Source organism: candidate division KSB1 bacterium (genome assembly GCA_034506395.1).
In the GTDB taxonomy this organism is placed as follows: domain Bacteria; phylum Zhuqueibacterota; class Zhuqueibacteria; order Thermofontimicrobiales; family Thermofontimicrobiaceae; genus Thermofontimicrobium.
The window spans coordinates 36,343-62,549 of sequence record JAPDPQ010000017.1; the positions used below are offsets into that span (position 1 = coordinate 36,343).

At 46.6% G+C, this 26,207-nt stretch carries 13 protein-coding genes; 5 read left to right on the forward strand and 8 right to left on the reverse strand.

Annotation, left to right across the window (positions count from 1 at the left end; genetic code table 11):
* The first annotated feature begins 99 nt into the window (after window positions 1-99).
* Window positions 100-2,013, forward strand: a complete 1,914-nt coding sequence (locus ONB37_11985; protein ID MDZ7400878.1) for an aldehyde ferredoxin oxidoreductase family protein — start codon at window positions 100-102, stop codon at window positions 2,011-2,013.
* A 277-nt stretch (window positions 2,014-2,290) separates the two neighbouring features.
* On the forward strand, window positions 2,291-3,856 hold the full coding sequence (locus tag ONB37_11990; protein MDZ7400879.1) for a hypothetical protein: 1,566 nt from the start codon (window positions 2,291-2,293) through the stop codon (window positions 3,854-3,856).
* A 457-nt stretch (window positions 3,857-4,313) separates the two neighbouring features.
* Here ONB37_11990 and ONB37_11995 read toward each other — a convergent pair whose 3' ends face one another.
* From ONB37_11995 to ONB37_12030, 8 genes are all read right to left on the reverse strand, one after another.
* Complete coding sequence (locus ONB37_11995; GenBank protein MDZ7400880.1) at window positions 4,314-11,870, reverse strand: SDR family NAD(P)-dependent oxidoreductase; 7,557 nt, start codon at window positions 11,868-11,870, stop codon at window positions 4,314-4,316.
* A gap of 689 nt (window positions 11,871-12,559) precedes the next feature.
* Window positions 12,560-13,843: a hypothetical protein gene (locus ONB37_12000; GenBank protein ID MDZ7400881.1), complete on the reverse strand. Its 1,284-nt coding sequence runs from the start codon at window positions 13,841-13,843 to the stop codon at window positions 12,560-12,562.
* A gap of 35 nt (window positions 13,844-13,878) precedes the next feature.
* Window positions 13,879-14,607, reverse strand: coding sequence for an outer membrane lipoprotein-sorting protein (locus tag ONB37_12005; GenBank protein MDZ7400882.1), 729 nt, complete (start codon window positions 14,605-14,607; stop codon window positions 13,879-13,881).
* 314 nt (window positions 14,608-14,921) lie between these two features.
* Window positions 14,922-16,151 carry an FtsX-like permease family protein gene (locus ONB37_12010; GenBank protein ID MDZ7400883.1) on the reverse strand — a complete coding sequence of 410 codons (1,230 nt, stop codon included), beginning with the start codon at window positions 16,149-16,151 and terminating at the stop codon, window positions 14,922-14,924.
* A 46-nt stretch (window positions 16,152-16,197) separates the two neighbouring features.
* Entirely contained in the window at window positions 16,198-17,001 is an 804-nt protein-coding gene (locus tag ONB37_12015; GenBank protein ID MDZ7400884.1) for an ABC transporter ATP-binding protein, read from the reverse strand.
* Window positions 16,998-17,654: a hypothetical protein gene (locus ONB37_12020; protein MDZ7400885.1), complete on the reverse strand. Its 657-nt coding sequence runs from the start codon at window positions 17,652-17,654 to the stop codon at window positions 16,998-17,000. The genes ONB37_12015 and ONB37_12020 overlap by 4 nt, the downstream gene beginning before the upstream one ends.
* Before the next feature lie 583 nt (window positions 17,655-18,237).
* The gene (locus ONB37_12025) at window positions 18,238-19,080 is read right to left on the reverse strand and encodes a geranylgeranylglycerol-phosphate geranylgeranyltransferase (GenBank protein MDZ7400886.1); all 843 of its coding nucleotides are present in this window, start codon (window positions 19,078-19,080) and stop codon (window positions 18,238-18,240) included.
* Between the two features lie 177 nt (window positions 19,081-19,257).
* A complete protein-coding gene (locus ONB37_12030; GenBank protein MDZ7400887.1) occupies window positions 19,258-21,144 on the reverse strand; it encodes a thioredoxin family protein in 1,887 nt (628 codons plus the stop codon).
* A gap of 533 nt (window positions 21,145-21,677) precedes the next feature.
* On the opposite strand from ONB37_12030, the gene ONB37_12035 reads away from it, so the two are divergent.
* The 3 genes from ONB37_12035 (at window position 21,678) to ONB37_12045 (ending at window position 25,731) form a co-directional block, all read left to right on the forward strand.
* Window positions 21,678-22,595 carry a proline dehydrogenase family protein gene (locus ONB37_12035; protein ID MDZ7400888.1) on the forward strand — a complete coding sequence of 306 codons (918 nt, stop codon included), beginning with the start codon at window positions 21,678-21,680 and terminating at the stop codon, window positions 22,593-22,595.
* 305 nt (window positions 22,596-22,900) lie between these two features.
* Window positions 22,901-24,823 (forward strand): TonB-dependent receptor, encoded by a 1,923-nt coding sequence (locus ONB37_12040; GenBank protein MDZ7400889.1) that lies wholly within the window; start codon window positions 22,901-22,903, stop codon window positions 24,821-24,823.
* Between the two features lie 77 nt (window positions 24,824-24,900).
* Window positions 24,901-25,731 carry a DUF1848 domain-containing protein gene (locus ONB37_12045; protein ID MDZ7400890.1) on the forward strand — a complete coding sequence of 277 codons (831 nt, stop codon included), beginning with the start codon at window positions 24,901-24,903 and terminating at the stop codon, window positions 25,729-25,731.
* The last annotated feature ends 476 nt before the right edge of the window (window positions 25,732-26,207 follow it).

Sequence of the window (26,207 nt, forward strand, 5' to 3'; positions counted from 1 at the left end):
ACCTAACCCCGGAAAATAGAATTTGAAGCTAAAATGCGATCCGCTTTATTTCCATTGGAGTTTCGTTTTGGTGCCGTTAAAAATTGAGGAGAATGAGCTATGTATGGCTTTGCTGGGAAAATGATGCGAATCAATCTTAGGACCCGTGAGATAACGAAACAACCGTTGCCCGAGAAGTTGGCCAAGGAATGGCTTGGTGCAAGGGGAATGGTGGCGAAAATATTGTATGATGAGGTGCCCAGGGATGCCGATCCTTTGGGACCGAAGAATAAGCTGATTGTTGCGCCTGGCGTGCTTACTGGTGCTTTTGTAGGTGCTGGATCGAAATGCGGTTTTGGGGCAATATCGCCGGCTACAAATGGGCATGCCGATTCCAGTGTCGGCGGCCATATTGGGCCAGAACTGAAATTCGCAGGATATGATTTGATCATTTTCGATGATATATCGCCTGAACCCGTGTACCTTTTTATCGAAGATGATACGGTGGAGCTTCGTTCTGCCCAACATCTGTGGGGCAAAGGCTCGATCGATACCGAGAAGCAGTTAAAGGAGGAACTGGGTGAGGATTTCGAAATCGCCACCATCGGTCCTGCTGGGGAAAATGGCGTTGTGTTCGCTTGCATCACGCATGATTTTGGTCGCAATGCCGGTCGCTGCGGGGTTGGCGCTGTGATGGGGGCCAAGAAACTCAAAGCGATCGCAGTAAAGGGGACCAAATCGATCCCTATTTATGATTTGAAATCGCTCACGCGACAAACTGAGGCTATTATCCAGCGCACCAAGTCCCATCCAAATATGGCACCGTGGCAGAAATATGGCACAGCCTTATTCGTCGGCTGGTCCAACGAACAAGCAGCGTTTCCAGCACGAAATTTTCAATCCTCTTATTATGAGAACTGGCCGAGCATCGATGGGGAGCGATTGGTGGAGGAATGCAAGGTGACCGATAAGGCATGTTTCGGCTGCTGGATGAACTGCGGCAAGTACTCCCGCGCCAAAACGAAACATGGCGATGTCTACATCGAAGGCCCAGAATATGAAACCATTGCTTTGATCGGTGGCAGTTGCGCCATGACCAGCATTCATGATGTGACTTACGCCAATTATTTATGCGATAACCTGGGAATGGATACGGAGAGCGGCGGCAGTGTCGTCGCATTTGCGATGGAATGTTATGAAAAGGGCATTATCACCAAAGCCGATCTGGATGGGCACGAACTGCGCTGGGGCAACATCGATGATTTCGAATTCCTATTGAGAAAGATAGCTTATCAAGAGGGAATCGGCAAGGTTTTCGCCAAGGGAACCAAAGGTGCAGCAGAGATTCTCGGTAAAGATTCCATTAAATTTGCCATGCAGCAGAAAGGATTGGAGAGCAGCGGCTACGAGTCCCGCTGGGCGCCGTCCATGCTACTATCATTCATGACGGCTGATATTGGCGCTCACCATAACCGCAGTTGGTCCATTACTGTTGATCTTGAATTAGGTCGAGATGCGATCAAAGGCAAGGCGCCGGTAGTGGTTTATCTCCAACACGTTCGGCCGCTTTACGACACGCTGAGCATCTGTCGGCTGTTCTGGGGCGAGCTGGATGTATTGCTCAATGAATATGCTGAATCTTTGCATTATGTCACTGGCTGGGATGCGACCGAAGCCGATCTCTTGAAAACTTCGGAAAAAATCTGGAATTTGACCCGAGCGCACTTCTTGCAGCGAAATGGCGGCCCTGGTAGAATTCACGATATGCCTCCAGCTCGCTATTACGAAGAACCGATCCCTGATGGCCCAGCCAAGGGCAAAAAGCTCACGTTGGAACAAATTAATGCCATGCTGGACGAATATTATGATGCTCGTGGCTGGGATAAAAATGGGAATCCCACCGAAGCCGTGCTGCGAGACCTAGGCTTGGATGATGTGGTCGAGGATCTAAGAAAAATTGGCCAGCTTGGAGAACCGCTGCCCCATGGCATTCCAAAAGTGAGGGGACAGAAATTGAAACCGAAAGCAATGTAAGGGCGATCGCAAGCGCTTTCTGAAGGATTTCGGGCGATTTGATCCGCCAGCCTTTGGAATCAGCCGAATGGCCGGGATAGTTACTAATTTCATCCAGGGGAATTGCTTTAAACATCTCTGATCGCGAATCTTGCTAATGGCGCCATGAACTTTAAATCAGCAAGCCTCTTGAAATCATGGGGCCCCTTAAATATCGTTCATAGCCACAAAAATGATGAGGTCTCAATTCAAGAATGTAGCGAACGTGTTCGATCGAAGCTTCAAGTCAGCTTCGTATATGTTCGCATTCGCCATTTCACTCGCGCTCCATGGGTTGGCGCTGATGCTTATTGGATTTCTCTTTCATCCGAGCGATCATTCGGAGACTCACGCAACGGCTGCGGTGTTCCAATTGATCGCAACAACCGTCGATCAACGCAATTTTATTGATGATCCAACAACGGAATTGATCGCAAAAGAGGCGATTGAGAAACATAAAACCATTGAATCCCCTCAATCCACCAAACATTCCCTTCTTGATCTGAAAGATAAATTGTTAAAGGATGACCAGATTGACAGTGATCGTGAGGCCTTTCATTCATTGCAACCCTCATCATTGGATGCTATTGAAAAACAATTAGCTCTTTTTAAGCTCAGCGCTTTCGCTGCACAAACGTTCTCTGAAGGGACCATTAGACTGCCTCGGTATGATCCAGCAACGCCCAATTTAGCGTGGCCAAAAGTACTTATTTCTGACCAGCAGCAACAAAAGTTGAAGAAGGCGATCGACAATTTGATAGAGCAAATGGCAGAAATGGGGCACACTGATACCACGTTCTATTTGACCATAGCTTCTCAGGTTTTTGCCATCAAAGTTCATCGATCCGTCCCTGCTGATCCTACAAATCTTGAAGAAGCAATTGTGGATATCCAGACCGCTCAAAATGATCTCCAGTTGGCCACTCAAATCCGCTTGCAGCGACTTGCTTTTTCACACTTTGCTCAAATGGTTGATCACTGGGACCCTCAAGTGGCCATCCATAACGATGTGGTCGAAGGCAGGTTCCACAGCAATTATCCGTTCATCGTTAGTCGCAGCGCTGGAATAACTCCACGATTTTATGGCAAAGTGACGACCGCCGCCCATGATTTTAAAGCTAACGACAATTTTCATTGGGTTGAACCCGGAGCGATTTTCCAAGCTGGAATTGAGACGGGCGTCAAGCCGATTCAATTTCCTGCTAACTCAATACCATCGCTGCCACAGGCGGATCCTCATGCTTTATTGCGGCTTTCAGAAGAGAGCTGGATCAATTTTCAGGAGAATGGCTCTATTCAATATGCGACCAAATCTAAACGGGAGGGCTCATGTCGGATCAATCATCTTTCGCAAATATTTTTAATCATTGGAGAAAATGGAGCAAAAATCCATGTGAAAGGAACCGTGAAGGGGAAAATATTGGTCTATTCAAAGGGAAACATCATTATTGATGGAAATCTGCTTTATGCTCGTCCTCCCGAGCGTTTCGCTGATTCCGAGGATTTATTGGGATTGGTCAGTGATAGAAATGTTGAAATCGCTCCTCCTGCCATTACTGGACCAGGGGATCTCATCATTTATGCGGCGATCTATGCCAAAAGATGGTTTCGCATTCCGAATTTATCTGGCTCTGCTAATGCTAAGCTTTACATTTACGGAAGCCTGGCTGCCGGGTGTGTGTCAGCCACCGAGCCACGCTATGCCACCCATGTGTGCTTTGACAGACGTTTTGAAAGCCAGCGGCCGCCATATTTTCCCGTCACAGAGCAATTTGAAATCGCGGAATGGTCACGGGAATGGAAGATCAAGCCCAACTATCCCTGAACTCTGAAAGTTTCTTTTACCCTCAGCTCTGGGTCCATCCATACAATCCAGCTTCACTCATCTGCGATTCATAGAGCACAAATGAATTAGAGTCACAAGTTCAATTGAAAAACTTTCAAACGAGATATGATTTGGTTTGGAATTGTAGCCTGGCCAAAAATCCGACCATCAACATGATAGCTAATTTGGTCCTATCATGATGATCTACCAGATCGACGGGACATAATCTTTGATTTTTTCAGGTAGATTTGCGATTTCTCGCTCCGCTCGGAATGACTGGTGCTCTAAGTTGAAGGAGTATAAAGTCAAAACTAATAATCAGGAAAAAGTCAGAGAGCGCTTGCCATGAAAATTAGAAAAGGTGCCAGTGGCTTCTTACTTATCACCAAAGGCACCTGGAAAAATTCAAGTATTGAGCTTTCGAGCTTAATTTTTATTATCCATCCAGGCTGGCAAATCAATACTTCTCACAGGCAGCAACCAAAGCTTTCAAAATGGGCTCTGGGAAGGGAATTGCTTTGGGCGCTAAAGGATCGGAGTGATCGATCCACGCCGCCTGATGGGTGCCATAGGCCAATTTGATCTCTTGACCATTCGGGAGTTGCTGGTAATATTCGAATCCTAATTCGCAGCCGTTCTCTTGGAGGCGATTCAGATACATCCGCACCACGATTTTGGCAAAGGGCATGGTATCTCGCAGATGATCGATCCGAGTCCTCAGACAACGGAGATCGGCATTAACATAGGTCTGCTGATAATGCGCGGGAAGGAGCTGATAGAAATAATTATCTCGCACGGTTCCCTGCCATTTGTAATAGTTCGAAAAATAGATATTGCCCACCATATTCGATTCCAGCAACGATGTCTCGAATATCTTTTCATGAAGCAGCGGTCCGCGCACTGGTCCATCCGGCTTTTGATAGAGCAGTTTTCCCAAAGCGAGGTTTTTTAGCCGCTCGGGAATTTTATCCAATTTTTTTGCCGAGTGCGCTGGCCGTTTCATCCGCTGGATGAATTGCTGGAAATAATCTGGGAGTTGGGTCACTTTAACTTCACCATGCCCCAGAATCTCAACGAACGATGCACGCAAATAGCCAAACGCCAGTCGCTCATAATTTGACTGTGGGGTGACTTTCTGCCAATCGTAATAAAGTTGCAGGGATGAATCTGGCATCCGATCGTCGGGCATGATCCAGAGCCGAACCTGAATGGTGTCATTGGGGTACCAGTCGCCTAGAATTTCGATTTCGCTCTCATTGGTCACCAGTCCCCATTTCCCTGTCGCCAATTGCGGCAATAATTTATCGTTGATCGGCTGGATACCAAGTTCCCGAACCATTCCCAGCCACTCCCCATAGGTCGAGAAGTAAATTCCACGAGAGAGATTGGCGGCCTCGCGAAGGGTCAACGGCCAGCGGATGATCAGGCTCATGGTTTCTTCATCTATATCCGCGTCCATCATGAAGGTTTGTGGGTCATATCCGAACTCTCGCAGCAGTTCTTCTCGCTGTTTACCCGAATTGGGTTTGAATAGGTTGAGATTGACGTTTGGATCGTTGTCGGTTTGTGGCTGCCCTTCTGGCGCTGAACTTTTTTGCCAGGCGAACGCCAGCATTCGCTCGCGGCCGAGGGTAAAAAACACTGGGAAGGTGACCACTTGAAATTCGCTGCCATTGGATTTTCCACTGAACAGAGCAAATTTGTCGATAGATTTGATGAATGAAAGTTCGATATTATCTCCATTCGCTGCCTTGAACAACGCCTCTTTAGCTGCCCAGAGCCGGCTACCCGCATATTTGGGGTGCTCTTGATTGATCAATTGGGCAAACAGCGCCTCATGCGTTGGCCCAAGCAATGCTTTCCAATCTTCCGTTGCTTTCTCATCAATCTCCATCACATCGCATCCAACTTGGGTTTGGGCTACTGATGCCAAACAGAATCGATTGTCATGAGAGATGGACAGATGGACTGGAAGGTTGAGATCGAGCTCTACCCTCGGTTTACCGTCGGGTGACCATTTAATTCTATATGCAGATCCACTGCCGGGGCTCTTTTTGCCGATGAAATCAGATACGACCTCTTCCAATACGGGTTTGATCTGTTTTCGCCGTTCGGATCGGCTCAACTGATGCAAGGCTGGTCGATTGAAGATGCGAGCGGTAGGAAAACTAAGCCCAAGCTGCTGCCTCGATTGAGTAATATATTTTTGCAATAGCTGATGATCCCTTGGATCGGGACTGGCCATCTCTTCACAAGTTGGCTCATCAGCCAGGGTCTCCAGGATGCTGAATTCGCACTGTCGCAGCCGCTCCATCATAAAACCAGATTTATCCGTCACTGTGAAGTTGCTCAGCCAGTGCTCATCGGTCCGCTCAATCAATTCCGCTATGATAATCGCCTCATCCTCCGTGGGCTCGACCGAATAGATCTCGATGCGCTCAATGCTTTTGGGCAGGGCTTTATCCCGACCTGCCACGACTTGGCCGGTTTGAAGAATCGAATCACGAAAATACGGATCGCCCAAAAGGTAGCGCTCCTGGCCGGCCTCATCACTTGCGAGAGATCTAATGCGTGCGGTACACTCAGTATAGACCGTACTCAATGCATAGAATTGGCGTAACCGCTGGAATGAAGGGCCCTGAAACAGCAAGCGGCCATAAAGATCCATTTGGGGATTGATTTGCAACGGCCCATTCGTTGGGCGCTTGCAATCGACCGGTTTTCGCTCAAGCTCAAAATCGATGGGGAGCTGAAATTCGGCTGAGAAATGATGATAGGCGAAACCGCTCTGTTCCGCGGAAATTCCCACGCGAACGTGCTCGAACTGCTCCTCACCGTCATTTTCTTCCACTATGGCATGGATCAAAATATTGGTACCATGTTCCGGATCAGCGATAATGGGCCGATCGAATTGAATATGACGGAGACTGACTGATTTAAATTGCTGCCTGCCTGTTACCAAGGCGACGGTTTGCGCCATTGCCTCTAAGCCAAACACAGCCGGGAACAAGTAACTGCCCTCATAATTATGATCGATGAGATAAGGATGACGATCCAGATTCAGATGAACTTTCACAACCGCCTCGATTCCAGGAAATAGCAAGACCACATTTTCGAGGAAGTTATTGGCCACTGGAGGCGTTGGTAATTGCGGCCGCCAATTATCCAGTCCTCCGATGCGAGCAGTAACAATCACCTGCTGCGCATTAGGATCGTTGAAGAACAGCGAAACAAATCGATCAATGCCCTCGGAGACCGGTATTGCAGAGGTACCCATAGCTGCGAGCGTATGCACACTACCCATCCGCGCTCCCATACCGACTTCATCCCAGACGCTGAAAGCAATGGCCAGGGTGCTGGTCTGCGGATGATCTTTCTGAAAACGCTGCAGTAGCAATTGCATCATTTCATTGGAAAAGGCATACCAGGCATTGCCAGGCATTCCAGTGACGCCGATGATCGATGTTAAACCAACGAACAACTTCGGAGGCTTTTGATCCAATGCGCGGCTGATGTTTAGCGTCCCAATCACCTTGGGAGCGATCTCCTGTTGCGCCGCATCTAATGGGACATTTTCAACGGTCTGCGGACGATTCATCCCTGCTCCAAAGATCACCCCAGTGATAGGACCTAATTGTTGTTCAATGGCCTGTAAGGTTTCAGTTACCTGGTGTTCCTCCGTGATGTCACAGGCAAAATATTGGCAGGTTAGATTGGCCTGCTTGTAGCGATCTAGGGTCGCCACGATTTCTCGCTGGCTCTCGCTCATTGAATCGCTTGTCGGTAACGAAGAGCTGCCGATGAGTGCCATCTTCGCGCCGGTCCGCCGAGCCACCTCAAAGGCGCATTGGGCGGTGATCCCTCGGGCGCCTCCGGTCACCAGAATCACGTCTGTTGAGTCCCATTCGATATTGCGCTTGGAATACTGGTAAGGATTCTGGAGCACTGGATGAGGAACATATCGATTTAAGTTTTTATCGTATCCAGCAACTTCAAAAACAGCATCACTCCCCAATTCTGCGATAAGCGCCTGTGCGATTTGTTCATCAGGAAGTTCATCATCAAAATCGATGCTGCGCACGTTCAGGTTCGGTCGTTCATGGTGAATACTGGCGAAAAACGACAGTGCCCCAGCTTGCTCTAACGTTCTAGGACCTTTTTCCAGGCCAAACTTACCATCAGCGAATTGGATAACCATCAGCAATGGCCGGGCTGATGGGCCATCTGATGGTTGCTGCGTCAAACCAATTCTGGCAAGCAGATGAAACCGAGCCACACTATTCATGATCCGTTCGGATGATACTTCATCAGCGCTGCTTCTGGGTAATATCCCAATGACGATCGAAAAGTCGCTGGGAAGCTGACCTTCTTCAGCAAAAAAGGTTTTCCTTTGGGCCAAACTGCCATGCTGCTCTAACGATCGAGCGATGGTAGCAGCCAGTTGTTCATCGCTTGCCTCATGAAGAATGAGGGCCTTCTTTCCAGAAAGAAGGGCCTCGCTCTGGCGCGTAAGCGGTTCTGGTGTCGGCACCATGATGAAATTGCGAACCCAGGTTTTTACCCCACTGGACTTTTCGATGTTAGCAAGCAGTTGTTGCATCGGTGTCACGGAACCAGCATCGATAGCAGCGCCTTCCTTCACGGCAATGATGGCGCTCGCGACTTGCCTGATATTGGACTGAGCCAGCTTTGCGGGATCGACCTTGCCAGCGACTCCGTATTCACGAGCTATATTCACAATCAGCTCGCCCGCCTTAATGGACTCCATATTAAGATCATTGAGCAAGTACATATCTGGGGTCAGGGTTTCTGGAGGGAACCCAGTTTTCTGTGCGATCAGTTCAATGATGCGATGCTCGAGATTGCTCTGTAAATCTACCGCTGTTTTTTCAGTAATGGCTGGCTCAACAGAAGCGGATGATTCCCGCTGCTCAGTTGGTTGTTCCAGCGCTAATGCCTCTCCCGATGGCTCAATCGGAATCTTAGAAAAATATTTAATATCCGTCTGGATGATTTCTTTTATGAATTCTCCCCGTTGGGATAGATATTGAGAGAGCGTTTCTGGGGCAATTCCAAGGTCCCCAAGGAATGAGATAGGCGAGGCCATTGGAAGCGAGACTTTTTTGCTCTCCAGCGAGGGGACCCGTAGTTCCCGCTCGCAAGGATTAACAATAAATTTGCGCTGCGAGGGAAGGATGAACGTCCGAATCAGCCGATCTTCGAACAATGCTTGCCAATGAATATTACCGCCATAGACAAAATAAGCGGCCAGAATGGCATTCAAGTCTTTGTCCGCTCCTGATCGCGATTCCACCGGCAGGCAGGGCAAAGGGCTATCTTCGAGGATCGCTCGAGTCAAATTAGAAAGAATATTCCCAGGTCCAACTTCGATAACCAGATCGCTGACAGATGCGATCGATTTTACGAGCGCGATAAAATTGACAGGATTGGTGATTTGTTGGGCAAAATGATCCCTCAGCGCGATCCCATCGACAACGAGATCCCCAGTCATTCCAGAATAGAGTTGAATTCCTCTGCTGAAATATTGCTCTGGGAGTTTTGCTTGCTCTCTCAAAATTTGTGCTGAATGATGGACGAATTTTGAATGAAAGGCATTGGAAACTGGCAATTCCACTGCCTGGATGCCTTTCGTTTTAGCCTGTTTGAGGATCTCTTGGAGCGCAATTTTTTCACCAGCGATGACAGTTTGGGTTGGGCTATTTATATTGGCGATGGTCCAATAGCCAGAGACATGAGATGCCAACGCTTGGGCCGCTGTGACGTCGCAGCCGAGGCTGATCATGGTCCCTGCTTGGTCTGAGGATGCGGACATCGCTTGACCCCGCAAAGCTGCAAGTTTTAGCAACTCTTTCTCATTTAAAGCTCCAGCAAGGTGGAATGCCGTCAACTCGCCCAAGCTATGACCAGCAACGGCTGATGGCTCGATTCCCAACCGTGCCAACTTTTTGCTCCATAACAAAGACGTCAGACAAATTGCTGGCTGAGCAATGCGAGTCTCGGTTAGTTGGCGTTTCCACTCGGCCAATTGTTGGGCATCGGCCTGATCGGTGGGGCGAAAGATATATTCGCTCAATAAGCGGTCGTTTTGTTCTCCCACCCAAGCATCGGCCTGATTCACAAGCTCCCGTAGCCAAGGATGTCGCTCTACCAACATTCGACCCATGTTCAGTTGTTGCGCGCCTTGCCCCGAACATAGAAATGCCACCCGTGGATTTTTTAAACAATTCCCAATCCAGATGTCCTTAAATGGGCTGACTCTCGTTTCGCCTGGGGCAAGAGGGCCTTCCGCGATCATTTTTGTTAATTGGTTCAATTTATCCACCAGCTCTTTGGGCCGGGAGGCAATCATCGCTGCCCGAAATCTGTGAGTTGGATTGATCTTCTGGGCTAAATCCGCAGAGAGATCTGCCATCTCTGCTAAACTAATATCCCTTGCGATACTGGATAATTTTTGCGCTTGTTCGATCATCTGGTTGACATTTTCAGCGGCGAGCACGAAAAGCTCGGTACTCTGATGGGAAGCCAGCAACGAGCGTTCATCCAGTGGCGACTTCAATTTTGGGCTGGGTGCATCGCCAGATTCCAGTGTCACATGGGTATTGATCCCACCGAATCCCATCGCTGAAACTCCTGCGCGCAACTTGGAATTGGGATCTCGAACCTCGCCAAATTGGATCGGATAAATATGATGTGCCTTTTCATTAAAAATGGGATGCGGTTCGGTGATTCCAGCAGTGGGCGGAAGCACCCGGCGGTTCACAGCGATCGTCGCCTTGATGAGCCCTCCAATGCCAGCAGCCGCTTTGGTATGCCCGATGATGGACTTAAGCGAAGTCAAACCTTTCTTCTTAGTCCGTTCTGGTATCGGCTGGTCGGCGATTTGGCTATCATCTGCTAACATGATTCCTTCGACTTCGATGGGATCGCCGACCGATGTCCCAGTGCCATGTCCTTCAACAAAATCCACGGTTCTGGGATGATAACCCGCCTTTTCGTACGCCCGTCTCAGCGCCAGGCTCTGGCCAGTGCTTGAGGGCGCAGTGATCCCCCCTCTTCCATCAGAGGAGATGCCCCAGCCTCTGATCACCGCATAGACGTAATTTTTATCTGCGCGAGCATCTTCAAGCCGTTTGAGCACAACAAATCCACAGCCCTCTCCAGGAATGAATCCTTTTCCATTTTTATCGTACACCTTCATTTCATCAGGGGTGATTGCCCCAGTTTTAGCAAAACCTATCATCTCAAAAGTGTCAATGCTGATGTCGACTCCACCAGCAAAGGCAAGGTCCAGATCGCCATGTACCAAGCAATCGGCAGCGCGACAGATGGCTAACAAGGACGACGAACACGCGCCATCTACGGTATAGCCCCCGCCTTTCAGATCGAGGTAATTGCAAATCCTACCAGCGATTGTATTGGAGAGCCCTCCTGCCAGTGTATCTTCGGTGACTTGAGGAAAGGGAGATTTGAAGCATTCTTCCAAATATTGCTCGAATTGTCGAGTAAAATCGGGAGATAGATTCAAGGCCGAGGCGGTTTTGCGTAGCGCTTTGGCCACATAAGGCCAGCGCATCCGAAAACTATTGGATCGGGTGAATTCACCAGTGAGCGTGTTGCCTAAAAGAACCCCTGTCCGTTCCTTCGGCAGTGTTGTCTTATCGTAACCAGCATCTCGCATTGCTTCCATGGCGACATCCACTGCCAACCAATGAACAATATCGGTCACTTCATAGGTCGATTTTGGGATGCGATTGCCAACCCAATCGTATTCATATCCATCAATCACCGCCGCTTGATCACCATAGGTCTTATCTGGAACTTTTGGATCCGGATCGAAATAATCGGAAAGCGGCAATCGGCAGTCTGGCATACGTCGAAATTGACGACGACGCGCAAGGATGTTTTCCCATAATTCAAGCGGATTTCTTGCGCCTGGATACCAACATGCAATGCCAATAATGGCAACTTCATTCTTATTATTTTTGATACTCACTGTGCCTCCCCAACATAATTTTGGCTAACTTTCGCCCTCAGATAGAGCTTATCAAGCTCCACATGGGCAAAGCGGAATCCTCAATATCTTTTATTTCAATACAATCGCAACGAAGGATTTACAGAAAATTTTTTGATCGGTGGATTGTTTCTCTTTCTCATGAAGCTTCTGAAACAAAAATATTTTTCTTATAAAGATGCCGATTTCCCTAATCCGCCAAAGGCTAAATAGCAGCGATCGAATAAGCTGCTTTTGACAAATATGTCGTAAAATCGATTGTTTTGAATTGAGCGAATTGGCAATGTCAGCCAATTTATTCGATCGAAAATGTCACAGCTCGGGCCAATAGGAATACACGATCAGATGAAGCTGCACCACGAACTTCAGAACATCTCCTCTGGAGAATGAAAGAACGATGAATCAGTTGAGTGTGAGGTTGATCAATTTGCAAAAGAGTATTCTCGGCGCACGCGAATTGACCCGGCAGTTACTGAGAGATTTTCATCATTTTGATGAAATCGCATCGCAGAAATGGCTCAAAATTACAGAATGCCATAAGGCCCGAAGCTCAATCACCCGATTTCATTTATCAAACGCTTTTTCCATTCAGCGAAAGATTCTCGAGTAGCCAGTTTGATTCGTTGCAAAAATGATCTGAAGTATTATGGTTCGAATTAATTGGTGTGCGATCAAAAACCATACTTTGCACCTAACAAGACAGTGCTTCTAAAAAACAATAGGCCAAATTCGGAATTGCGCTTGCCCACATAGCCCTCACCGCGTATCCAGGCGGTAAGGCCTGATGGAAAAATGTAATTGAGCGTCACAATTCCTGCACCGCTACCATCAACCAGATTCTCCAGGAGTAAAAACTCCGCGCTGGACCGCTGCATCGGCCAATAGCCGCGACAAAAAGCATAATGGCGTAAGGTGCCATATTTATCCAATGTGGATAACGCGCTATAAAAATTAACGAATGACAGCGGATCCGGTGGAAATGCGCTCATGCCGTCTGTTTGCCTGAGAATGAATTTACGCCAGCGTTGCCATTCATGATGAGTTAGTCCCTCTCTGTTATAGTAATACTCTATCATCAAATTAATCCCATTATCGAATGTGTATTGAGCTCCCAACAGCAGCTTCGGAAATAATTTTTCGCTGTTTTGATATCGAGCAATGTAGTTAGATATGCTAGAATTGGGCTGAAAATTCGGATCGCTCAGCACTCGATGATAAAGTTTATTGGTTCCCAATTGGCCAATCCATTCGCTGTGAAGCTCAATATGAGAGCCATAGGTATAGGCTGTCGTAACGCCCCATTTGAACTTATCGACTTCCTTCCAAAAAGCAAGCAACGAGAGGTCGATATCACAGATCAACGTATAAAAGCGGCTGGCTAATTCATGTTTTCCCCGGTGAAATTTGTCTTTATATCGGGCCTCGTTGGCATAAACGAGAGCAAAAGAGTGAAGATCGGAGAACGCATCGAAGGAGATGATCTGTTTACCCTGGTATCGTTCGAGGCGATCCGAAGGATCCGATGCGTGTCGAGCAGGTTCTAACACGCCACATGGGTTAAAAGCGTATCCCGTTCCCCATTTTAAAATTTTTCGACCAACAGTGACATGAAACGCCTCTCCAATCTCTCGATCAAAGTACAATTCTCGGATGATGGCACGATAGGCGCTGGCATCGCGATCAGTATACTCGGCCAGACCTTTCATTGCCGTTGTAAATGAACCATAGTTCAAAAACAGATCTGAGCTGGTGAAATTCCCATAGCGAATCTGAGGTAACCATTTATTATCCCGGTTCAGCGGCGTATCATTGAGGCGTCTGTAATAACCCTCGGTGATCAACCCAATGCGATAGTTGAGCTGACCGTCAGGCGGTGAGCAAACCGATGGAGCGGCGAAGACCAAGCAATAAACGATCAAACCTAACAATGGATTTCGGCTGATGAATTTGTCCATCGTTGCCTCTTTATTAAAATGAAATATTCAGCATGCTATTTTAATTGGGTCAAATAATTTTTATTGAAATATTTGTCTGGTAGCTCTTTCGGCTCATATTCGAGATATTCCATGATGGTATGGCTGTTGTTCCGCAAACGATCGATCAAGGTCATTTTTCGCAGCAGCCGTTTCCCATGGACGAGCTCATATTCGTCGTAGCTGACGGACTTACAGAGTTTGCCAGAGGCAAGATAGAGTTCGGCTTTGACGGGCTTCGATTCAGCCTTGGTCACCCAATATTCTGCCCGAGGATAGGTGGCGCTGGAAGTTTTCGCCGTAAGCAACAATTTATAGCAAGCCTGGTCAGCGACCTGTTCCTCGCCAAGGATTGTGGCTTGATAATCTCTCGAAAAATTCGTTCGGGCTACGTCGCCGTTCGAAGCATTGCCAGCCAATCGCTGGAGCGGCGTCACTCGGATTGGACGACGGGTATTCGGCATGTAAAGCCACATCAGATCGTCCACCATTAATAGGTATTGACCTTTTTGTTCTGAGTTGAGAAATCGAACCAGACTTTTGCCGCTCCCTTTGATCATCACTTCGAAATCAGAGCTGTCCTCAAGTTTGTCGTTTTTAAAATTTTTTATTCTGGTAAGGACAATGAAAGACTCCCAGCTATTGCGATAAAGGTCAGCAGCGCGAAGAATCTCATCTCCAGATCCCTGGGCCTGCAACAGCCCTGCTATTAAAATTGTGCAAATCAAAATCAGGAATTTTTTCATGAACCCCTCGCCTAAAATTCAAATGCTCGAAAGTGCCGGATTCACGATCTCTTATCATTTCGAAATTTTATGAACCCAGCATTCCTATTCAATTCTTTCATCCGATCATCATTTCGCTTCTTCAAACTATTGTTGAGCTCCTCATTAGCATTTTTGAAATCTAGAAAAAGGATGAGTTGTATTGTTCAAAGAAAAACGAAATCTTGTCAAGCAATGATCAAAATAGGTCCGCTTTACAGCTATGCCTTGCCTGATGTTAACAATTTTGCTGTTTGTGCCATAGATACCAAGAGCGACCGAGTTTGGTCAAACGATCAAATATGCCCCAGTGCATCGACAATTTTCATTCTAGCGGCTTTGGCAGCCGGGATGAGCGTTGAAACTATGGCGGTGATGACCATGAATATGAAGCTTCCCAAATAAATGCTCAAGACGTAATGGACATTGAGCGGATAGCCGAATGTCGATCCCGGTGGTGGTGGCATCATAATGCCAGCGTGATTGATGGCGAAAGACAAAAGAAATCCTAGCACCAGCCCAGTAACCGAGGCGATGACGCCGATGACTAATCCTTCCAATAAGAAATTTGTCAACAAGCGCCGACCTGAAGTGCCGATCGCCATGAGTGTCCCGATCTCCTTTGTCCGCTCGAAAATGGACATCATCATGGTATTGGATGAGGCTAATAGGACAACAATAAAAATCAGCACGCCCATAAATCCAAAAATGGTGTTGTAGAGTTTGACCACTGCCTGATAAAATGTGGCCAATTCGTACCACTTTTTGATTTTATAATCTGGAAGCAATTTTGAAATTTGTTCGGCAGCCAGATCGGTTATCTCCGTCGCTTTAAGCACGACCACGATTTTGGTCACGCGATCGGTCACTAACAGGTTCTGCGCGGTGGCCAGTTTAACTTTGAGCAGACGAGCATCCAATTCTGGAACGCCAGTTGAGAAGACGCCGACCAGTTTCACATCTACCGCATTGAGCGCTCCAGAGGTAGTGGTCACCATTAAGGTCAGATAATCGCCGATATTCGCCTTGAGCGCTTTCGCCAGCCCCGAGGCCAAGATCACTTCATCCTCGTCCAAATCCGATGGTTGCTCATCTAAATGATGTCCCATGTCCATGCGGATACGCGATTCGGAAAGCTGGCGCTCCTCTTTCGGCGCTATTGCTTCCCCTATGAACGCTTCGGATTTTTCACCGTTGGAGAGCAACCCCATAAAATTGATGCGCGGCATGGCAAACTGGACCGATTCAATCGATTGAATAAGCTTGATCAAACTGTCCGATCGCTCGATCCCAAATTGCAGCGGCTTATCCTCCTCCTCTTCCAGATATTGTGGATTAAACATCTGAAGATGCCCGTATTGTCCTCTGATGGCGTTTTCTCCTAAGCCCCAGAACGAATATTTCATGAATCCCCCAGCCAGAATTAACGAGATAACTCCAAACGCCATGATGAGGCCAGTGATCGTGGTGCGACGCAAATTGCGTGTGACATTTTTTAATGCAAGGATGAAAAATTTTGCTTTCATTATGCCCTCGTGTTTTGCTGTGAACGTAAGAGAACTTGTTCTGCGGTCATTTCTTACTGGAGGAAGATTTTTTTCGTCCCCCACGGCGCTGATGGTGAGAAGCCGAGGCGGTTTTCGTCCTCGGAGTCGAGACGTCGGTAGTGCCGGTGACAGAAGAGTTTTCGGGCTGGATGATGCTCTCTATTTGCCCATCGCGAAGCTGAATGATTCGTCGGGCGATTTGAACGATCTTGGGATCGTGAGTGGAGAAAATAAACGTAACGTTCTCCTCGCGATTTAATTTGGCCATCAATTTTAAAATATCTTGGGCGGTATTGGAATCGAGGTTTGCAGTGGGTTCATCAGCCAGCACGATTTTTGGTTTATTGACAAGCGCTCGAGCGATTGCCACCCGTTGACATTGGCCCCCAGAGAGCTCCCGTGGCTTATGATGCGCCAGGTCACTCAATCCCACCTCTGACAAAACCTGTTCGACACGTTTCTTCCGTTCGGTCCCAGAGAGTCCCGTAAGCAAAAGCGGATATTCCACATTCTCATAGGCACTCAATACCGGGATTAAATTGAAGGATTGAAAAATGAAACCAATATTATGAAGCCGCAGTCGGTGCAATTGTCCCAAACCGTTATAGCTGATTTTTTTGCCATCAAGGTAAATTGTTCCCTGGCTTGGTACATCAATGAGCCCGATGAGATTCAGCAACGTCGTTTTGCCGCTGCCCGATGGCCCAGAGACCGCTACAAATTCGCCCATAGTGAAATCAAGTGTGATATCTTTCAAAGCCAAGACCTGAATATTTTTCCCCATTGTGTAAATTTTCGAAACGTTTTTCAATTCAATCAGCGGAGTCATTTTGCTACCTTTCCATTTTGTGCCTTCCATTCTTGTTCGGCTTTTTTTGCCCAATCGCTTTCTGGAGCGATGGTCATCGCCTGATGAAAATATTGGGTGGCACGTTCGAGATCATCATCTTTTTTGTAAGTGAGCCCAGCTCGATAGTAGATCATGGCTTGTTGTTCCTTTGACCAGCGCCGAAAATCTGGATGCGTCATGATGTACTCAAAATCCAGCCGGCTTATTTCCAATCGCCCGAAAAATGAAGGCAAGTGATAACTATTCATCGCGCGTACCCATCGAACTGCCAGATTGTCTGGGGTCAGCGCTACTGCCCGATCGATCGAGTCAATCCCTTGTTTGGTGAGCTTCAGCTTTTTATGGACCGCGGATTCCAAATTGCCGCACCAAGTCAAAATATTTCCCAGATAGGCCAACACGATGGGATCATCGGGCTTTTGCTGATTCAATTCTCTGAAAACTTCTTTACAATCCTCTAAAGCGGATTTATCTCCAGTCTGAGCCAAATGATGATAGACAATCCCCAGTTCCAGCAGCAAGTCACCACAATCGGATTGTTGTGCCCGTTTGCGTTCCAAGCTTGTAATATAGTTAAGCAATTCGATCTTTGATAGCGTATTGAGGTGACATTCTAATGTTATGTTCTCCATAAGAGTCCGTGGCTCAATTATGATGTTCAAAATTCAACTATGTGAATGCTGAAAATTGTGATTTTTAGAATTGATTTCTGACGTTTTCGACTTCCTGGAAAGGGAAAAGGATAAGCCTTTAAGATTGTTGAATACCGAAGGATCATGTTTCACAGTATGTCCCATCGCCTTGCCCAACAATTCTATCCAATTTCAGATTCGTTATGGATAGATACGTCCATAAGGCGAAATTTGCGGAGGGACTCGGTGAAAAAACTGATGTGGAGAATTGATGGTTTTGCAATTGAGGCGGGATCGCTGCTAAAGGTAACATCTTTTTTAATAGGCGGCCGAAACAGAATCGTATGTTAGACTCAATGATCCGGTTAGCTGGCAAAAAATTAACTCAGAACGCTGAAGCAAGATTGTTCAATAAGTAGAAGTGTAATTCGAGTAGGAACAAAACTCATTTGCTGAGGCCGAATGGCATCTTCTAAATTCCAAGCTTCATCATAGGTAAATTTGAAAACAATGGTGTGGGTAAGGAGCTTGCAATATTAAGCCTGATACGACCGAAAACTGTTTTTTAAATCCTGGCGTTGGACTAAAATTTGCCAAGATAGATGGCAATCAGACCAGCGAACATATTTAGTTTCAAAATCAGGCTCAATCGGGATAAATTGGACGGGACAGGATTTTTCCACATGGCAACGAGCACATAGATAATGATCCCATCAACGACGAGGACGACCATGGCCAAATAATACGGTCCGAACACCTGGATGATATAAGGGATGAGCGTGAGCAGGATGAGGAAACAATAAATTGCTGTAGCGAGAATCAGGGCTGGCTTCTCACCATGCCGAATCGGGAGCGTTACAATCTGATCGGCACGATCGCCAGCGACGTCCTCGACATCTTTGATGATTTCTCGACCTAAATGATAAAAAAACGAAAAAAGGGCAGGGATCAGCGCCAGACGGATGCGATTAACAGCCAGACCGCCGTAGATAAAAGCCAGAGCAGTGATCAGGCTAACTGTGAGATTGCCCCATAATACAGTCCGTTTCAGGCGATAGCTATAAAAAAACAGCAGTACCGAGGCGAACAAGCTGAGAGCGAATGCTGCTGGGTTGATCAATGCGCCGATCGCGACGCCAGCGATAAACAGCACCATCGAGAAGATAAGACCTTCTTTTGGTGCGATAATTCCAGCGGCCAGGGGGCGATGAGGCTTGTTAATTTTGTCGATAGCGATATCATAATAATCGTTGATCGCATTGGCCGCTCCCGCGATGATGCCCCCAGAGAGGCTGGCATAAAGGACCTTGAGCAACGGTTGAACTGTCCCAGTGATGAACGCCCCCATAAAAATTGAGAACATGCCGATGACTACATTCAGCGGCCGAGTGAGCAACAGAAAATATTTGAATCGGTTCTTTGCCAAGATGCTCCTTTGATCAGATTTTTCAAATTTGACAGTGTTTTTTCCTTTGTTGATTAGGAAAGATAGGGGGACATCAGTCAAACAATTTGAAAATTTCTCTTACTGCTTGAGCTACAATCCTTTGGTTGTTGGCAGCGAAACGTTAAGCGCTATTTTGGGCAAATTACTGAACGGGTTCTATCGTTTTTGCAACAGCCGATCAATTTTTTCAATGAATCTATCTGGCCCGAGATACCCGATTTCTCGCATATCCATTTGTTCTTGTCCGTCTGCTGTGATAAAGACCAAGGTCGGCATCCCCGTCACGCTGAACTGCTGCATGAAACGTTTGATATTTTCATCCGGGGCAGTGCAATCAACTTTCACCATTGTTAATTGTTTAGAAATTTCGATCACACGTTCATCTCTGAAAGTGGTTCGATCCATTTCTTTGCAGGGAGCACACCAATCAGCGTAGAAATCAATAAAAATTGGTTTGCCTTCGGTTTGAAGTTCGGCCAAAGATTGGTCTGTGTAATGGACCCAATTCAGTTCTGAGGGCTTGGCGTGAATAGCACGATTGGTCAAGAAAATGCCGAATACGATCATTGCCAGTCCAAAGATAGCTCGAGCGATCTTGAACGCACGAGTATAACCTGGTGCATGATCCAAAAATCCCAAGAGCAACCCGCCAAATATGGCCAATAACCCAAAGAAGAAGCCCAGTTGATCGTAAACATGTCGAGCTTGCGGCAAGAAGAAATAAAGGGCAACGCCGATGAGCAACACTCCGAACAACTTTCGAATCCAAACCATCCACATGCCAGATTGGGGGAGTTTGCTCAACAAACTGGAAAAAGTCGCTAATATCAAATATGGCACTCCGAGCCCCAGCCCCATGACGAAGAACAATAACGTGCCCTTCGCAACGATGCCCAATTTGGCCACCAGACCGACCAAACCGATAATAATACCCGCAGCGCAGGGAGCAATGACCACCCCAACAGTTAAGCCCATGATCAATGCACCAATTGTTCCCTCACGAGATTTTCCGAGCGAACTGGATAACCACGCGGGGACGGTTATTTCAAACGCACCGAACATGCTGGCTGCCATGGCGAGAATGATGACGGTGACAGCAACCACAAACCACGGATTTTGGAATAAAAATCCCCACTGCTTACCTGCGAGGCCAGAGATCAACCCCAAAGCGGCGAAGATCAGGGCAATTCCGATCACGTAGAACAATGCCATCACGAAACTTGAACCTCGGCCCTTGCCGCTTTGCCCCCCGAAATAGCCCACTGTCAGTGGGATCACAGGATAGACACAAGGAGTAAGGTTCAAGGCCAGGCCAAAGATGAAAAATGCCAATAACGCGTAAGGCAATCCTTTTTCGATAACCTGCTTGGCTTTCAATTCATCCGAGGTAAACGCCACAGGGGCACTTGCTCTACTGGTAGTGGGCACAGATGGCTGCGCAATTGAGGCTGTCGGTTGCTCGATCACAGCAGTTTCAATTCGTTCGGTCTGGTTCGGCTCTTTAGGAGTAGCAATTTGACTGAAAGGTTTGCTCTCCCTCTCCACGCTGCCAGGCACCACTTCAATAGGGATTTCAAAGGGCTCTGACGTTGGCGCAAAACAATTATTGTCATTGCACGCTTGATAACTCACCGATCCTTTAATCGTGCTTGTTCCGATCGGAAACTGATCTGACAGCGTTAGTGAGGCTAAAAAATCTATAGTTCCCTCGTAAACCGAGAGTGGCTCCTCCGAAAATGAAAATTTGAGCAATTTCGGATCAGAATAATGGATTGCACTGAAAGAAGCATGATCCATCGGCTCGAACTTTACCACTGTCGGGATCAAATAGGGCTCGGTGGGTTGATGGGAATTGATATGAAACCCTGGTGCGATCGTCACCGAAATACTCAAATTGACTGTCATGCCTGGAGAGACCTTCTCAGGCGAAATTTTTGATGAGACGGTCAAGAATTTCATGTTCATAAAGTCTTGTGCTAATCCAGCGGACAGAAGCATGAAGGATGTAACCAAGCCTACTGATACACGACGCAAGATTTTCATTGAATCGCTCCCGAAAATTAACCCGACTAATGATTACTGCTATTTTACTCAAATTCAAAATGTCAGTTCCTAAATGCATTAGATGAACGTTACCAAACAACGATGCAATGATCTTAAAAGTTATGGTGTCAATTTCGAAATAACTATAATGATCGGCCGAGAAACAAATTGTCAATCGGATAGAGAACGGGCAGAAGAAAAGAATGATTTCAATTTTTATAGCCGGGTGCTATTTTCCAAATTATCGGATGGCGAATGAGAAATTTTGATCGATCACTTCCGCTAAAAATCAAGGGGGAGGTGTTCATTCCCTAAAATTTTGCTAATAAAATTGCTTGCTTTGAATCAAATAAATTGCTATCTTTTAGCGATGAAGGGAATTAAACTCTTGCAACAAAGCTGCATAAATTTTATCGCATTCTTGATTGCGAAAGTGCCCCTGTTTGATCCGAAGAGGATGAATCTTCTTTATTCAACCTTTCAATTATCCACAGTATATTCAATCAAACATAATAACTTTGAGGGAGGCTCAGATGATCTGGTTCAATAATCTCATTGCCAAAATTCTGCCCTATTTTCCGAAACCCTTTGTGGGAATTTTTGCCCGTCAATATATTGCTGGAGAAACGCTGGAAGATGCGGTGCGTGAAGTGAAAAATTTGAACGCTCAGGGCATTTGTGCAACAATTGATCTGTTAGGTGAAGAGAAAAAGGTAAAAGAGGATGCATTGAAAGCTGTCGAGGTGTACTTACAGGTGTTAAATGTGATCGCCCAGGAGAAATTGGATGCGAATATTTCTGTGAAACCCACCCATATGGGATTAAAATTGGACAAAGAATTTTGTTATCAAAACATCAAAAGACTGGTCGAAGCAGCCAAACAGATCAACAATTTTGTTCGAATTGATATGGAAGATTCATCATGTACCGATGATACCATTGATATTTACCTGCGCTTAAAGCAGGAGTATGATAATGTGGGTACCGTTTTCCAATCCTATTTGCGTCGCCTTGTGGGCGATCTTAATCGCGTCATTCCACATAAGGCGAATTTGCGACTGTGTAAAGGTGCCTATTATTGGGAGAAGCGGGAGGTAGTGTACAAAGACGGAGAGATTGTCAACGACTCGTTTCGCTATGCGCTGGAAAAATTGCTTTCGAATGGCTGCTATGTTGGAATTGCCACTCACGACGAAAGATTGGTCTGGGAGGGGATCAAATTGGTTGATAAGTTGCATCTGAAACGCGATGATTATGAGTTCCAGATGCTTTTAGGCGTTGATCCACAACTGCGACGCATCATTGTGGATGCCGGCCATCGGCTTCGGGTTTATGTGCCATTCGGCAAGGAATGGTTTGCCTACTCGATCAGAAGACTACGCGAAAATCCGAAGATGGTGAATTATATACTCAAAAATACAGTATTCCGAATTTTTGGAAAGCGACAGTAGTTGCTAAATAGTTCGTGCCGATCGGCTGGCGCACTGGCTCGCCAGCCGATCGACCGTTACCCAAAACAATGTGACTTTGTTAAGCCTGATGCTGATCAGGCTTTCTTTTTAATGGATCGCTTTTATTATAGAAACTTTTATGATGCCGAAAGGAAAAGCCTGGCGATCAAAATCTCAGGCTAGAACAAATTATGGGATTGTATTTTAAAATAATTTTTGTTATATTGTAAACGATGGCTCTAAATGGTTCGAGCTAAAAGGTAACCTCGGGAAGCTGATCTATGTGCAACTGGAACCGCTCTGTGATGATTAACTACCATTGGCATCTGGTAATGATATTCGTCTGGCTGATATGTATCGCGGCATGGGCAGGGGCTATTCCACAGGAGACCCTAATGGAGATCCGTCCCGATTCCATTCAGCACGATAGCTCTGCCATTGTTGTGGATTCTGTTACCACTTTTCATCAGCCTCCCTACAATAGTGCCGATTTCATATTACCGCAGCGGACTAAGACGATATGGCAAATATCACGAGCTGTAATGAATGAAATTTTTCATGAGGATTTGGGTGATATTTTGATTTATTTTCCAGGGAATTATCTGGATGATCGCGGTACCCCCGGGCAGCGGTTGCTTTTCACGCGCCACGGAGCCAGTGCAATGCAAACTCAGGTTCTATTTAATGGCGTTCCCTTATATCATCCCATATTTGGTGGAATGGATCTGAATCTGATCCCCCCAGCGATGATCGATGAGATTGCCATGGATGCCAAATTGCCTGAAAGTTGGCGCAGTACCGGTTCTGAAGCGATTTTCATGGCGCCAATTCAATATCATGAGGACCTCAGCTATTCTCGAGTTGGCTATCATAAAGCGCCATACGGTTATAGCGATGTCGATGTGATCTTCGCCAGCAAAGCCAGCCGAAAAATGACCTTAATTCTGGGCGGGATCATCAAATCTTATGAGGGAAAGACAGATATTTTTCGATTTGAGCAACAAAATTTTCGGGGCAGAGTTATGCGTCAGCTTTCGCGCCGGTGGAGCATGGATTTTTTTTGGAACAGTAACAAGCTGAAGCGGAATTTGCCCAATCCCAACTTTGCAACAGGTTCAGAGGACTATCCCCTTACTTCAGCAAATGAAAAAATCTCGCGAGCCGATTATGGGTTGAAAATCGGCGGACATCTATTTGGCGTTTCAGAACAAAATTTCGGTGCGAACCTATTTTATAGCAGCGATCGTCAGCAACTTTCCGATAAAAAGTCCACCCTGAAATGGATCGACCTAGGTCAATATGCAGGTGTCCGTCTGGATTTGCAGCGCCAGATCGGGTCGCATCAAGCGCGCGTTGGTGCAGAAGTGATCTCTGAATGGACAGAGGCCGACCAGGTGGAAGACCAACGACGCACGTCTGGTACGTTATTCGTTCACGATGACTGGCGATTCTCTCATATTCTTGATTTGAATTTGTTCAGCAATTTCCGATATCATAGCGAATATGGCGGACGGTTGCTCGGCGGATTGGGGCTCTGTTTTTTACCATCAAGCCGCGGTCGATTTAACATTCTCGCCCGGCAATCGATGCGTTATCCGGTATTTTTCGAAACCTCGGCAAAAACCAACTTCATAGGAAATCCCGGGTTGCAACCTGAATTATTCCAAACGATCGAACTGGGAACTGAGTGGCAAATGCCAACTTCGTTCACTTTCAAAGGTGGCATATATTACAAACACGCGGATCATATCATTGAGCTTTCGCCACTGGATTCACTGCGCGCCACTTTTTTGAATCAGAGAAGTGCTCACTCCTGGGGTATAGATCTCCAATCCCAGTGGTCACCTTTTCCGAAATGGCAGTGGTCTGGCATCGTTACCTATTCAGATAGGGTTCAATATAATGGGACGCCAAAAATCTGGTTGATCACCCAGGTGCAGTATACTGATAGTCTTTTTCAGGGCGACTTAAAGCCCAACTTTCGGCTTGAGCTACGCTACTTTGGACCGCGTTCTAACCAAGTTATGCATCCATTTCTGTATCGCATCGAACGCGGCAAACTGGATCCTGTTCTGGTGCTCAATGCTCAGGCGCTTTTGAATTTCGGCAATTTAAAAATATTTTTTCTGTTAGAAAACATCCTGGATCGGAAATATCAGTTGACCTATGGTTATGATATGAATCGTCGGACGTTGCATTATGGTCTGCGCTGGGAGTTTTGGGATTGAAGAAAGCAAATTCAAAACGATGGACAATTCGCCATGGATCTTTCTGATTTTAATTATTAATTGGGTACACGATCCAGATGAAACAGCAGGAAAAAATCGTCATATCCGCCAGTCGACGGATCGATATGGTGGGCACAGGGCCTGATCATCTGGCCAAGATTTTGGATCAGAAATGTCCCCCTGACCAAGTTCACACCTTGGTGATCTGGACCAAGGATGCGAGCAATCTATTTGGTCATAAGCCATTGTTTGATGCGGTTCGAAAATATCAGCAATTGTTCGTTCATTATACCGTGACAGGAATGGGAGGCTCGATTCTTGAGCCACGAGTGCCATTGCCTCATCAGGCGCTACAATGGCTGCCACGGCTGATTGAGCTAACCGGCGATCCGCGACGCATCCGATTTCGGTTCGATCCGATCGTCAATCTTCGATTGGCAAACGGGGCGGTTTATAGCAACATCGACTGGTTTGAGAAATTTGCGCCACTGGTCCAACAGTTGGGTATTACCGATGTCTCGATCAGTTGGATGGCAACCTATCGCAAGGTTGTGGCGCGGCTGAGGCGGGTGGGAATTGTACCAGTGGAAATGACTCTAGAATTCTGGCAGGAGCAATATCAAAGAGTGAGAGAGGTCGCCGATCGATATCATCTGGTACTTCATGGCTGCTGCGTGCCAGGGATGCCGCGCTCCCGATGCATCGACGGGGAACTTTTGATGGCCCTCCATCCCAATCGTGAACCTTGTTCATTACGAAAAGCTAAGGGTCAACGCAGCGATTGCGGTTGTACTGAAAGCTTCGATATCGGATGGTATTTCCATTGTTATCACGGATGCCGCTACTGCTATGCCAATCCCGAACCCATTTCACTGACCAACGCCGAGACAGAATTAAAGGAATTCTGAACTCTCAATTGCGCTGGCAGATCATATAGCCAGCCCAATATCAGGAATTTGTTAGGGACATTATCCAGCTCATCCGACACAGGCGGCAGATAAATATAGCGAAACGAAATTTGATGTCATGGTTTTTATCGATACCCAGGCGGATAAATTTATACGTTTGAAGCTAATTTCGCTCCCACCGAATGAATTATAACCTATCCAAAAAAGTTTTTCTTGATTCTAAATGGTTTTTTTTTTATCTTTAGCGAACTTGTGTGTTTAAGCATTTCGATTGCAAAGCCTGTTTTTATCTAGCAAAGCGACGGTAGAAATATTCATGCGATTAGATAGTCGTATGAAACGCGAAGCCGATGTTGTTTCAATCGATAATTAATATGCAACGCTGTTAAATAGAAGTTGTCAAGATTGCCATGAGAGAAGTACATGCAACACCCTTGGATAAATAACATCATTCATCTTCATTGGGCTATCCAATG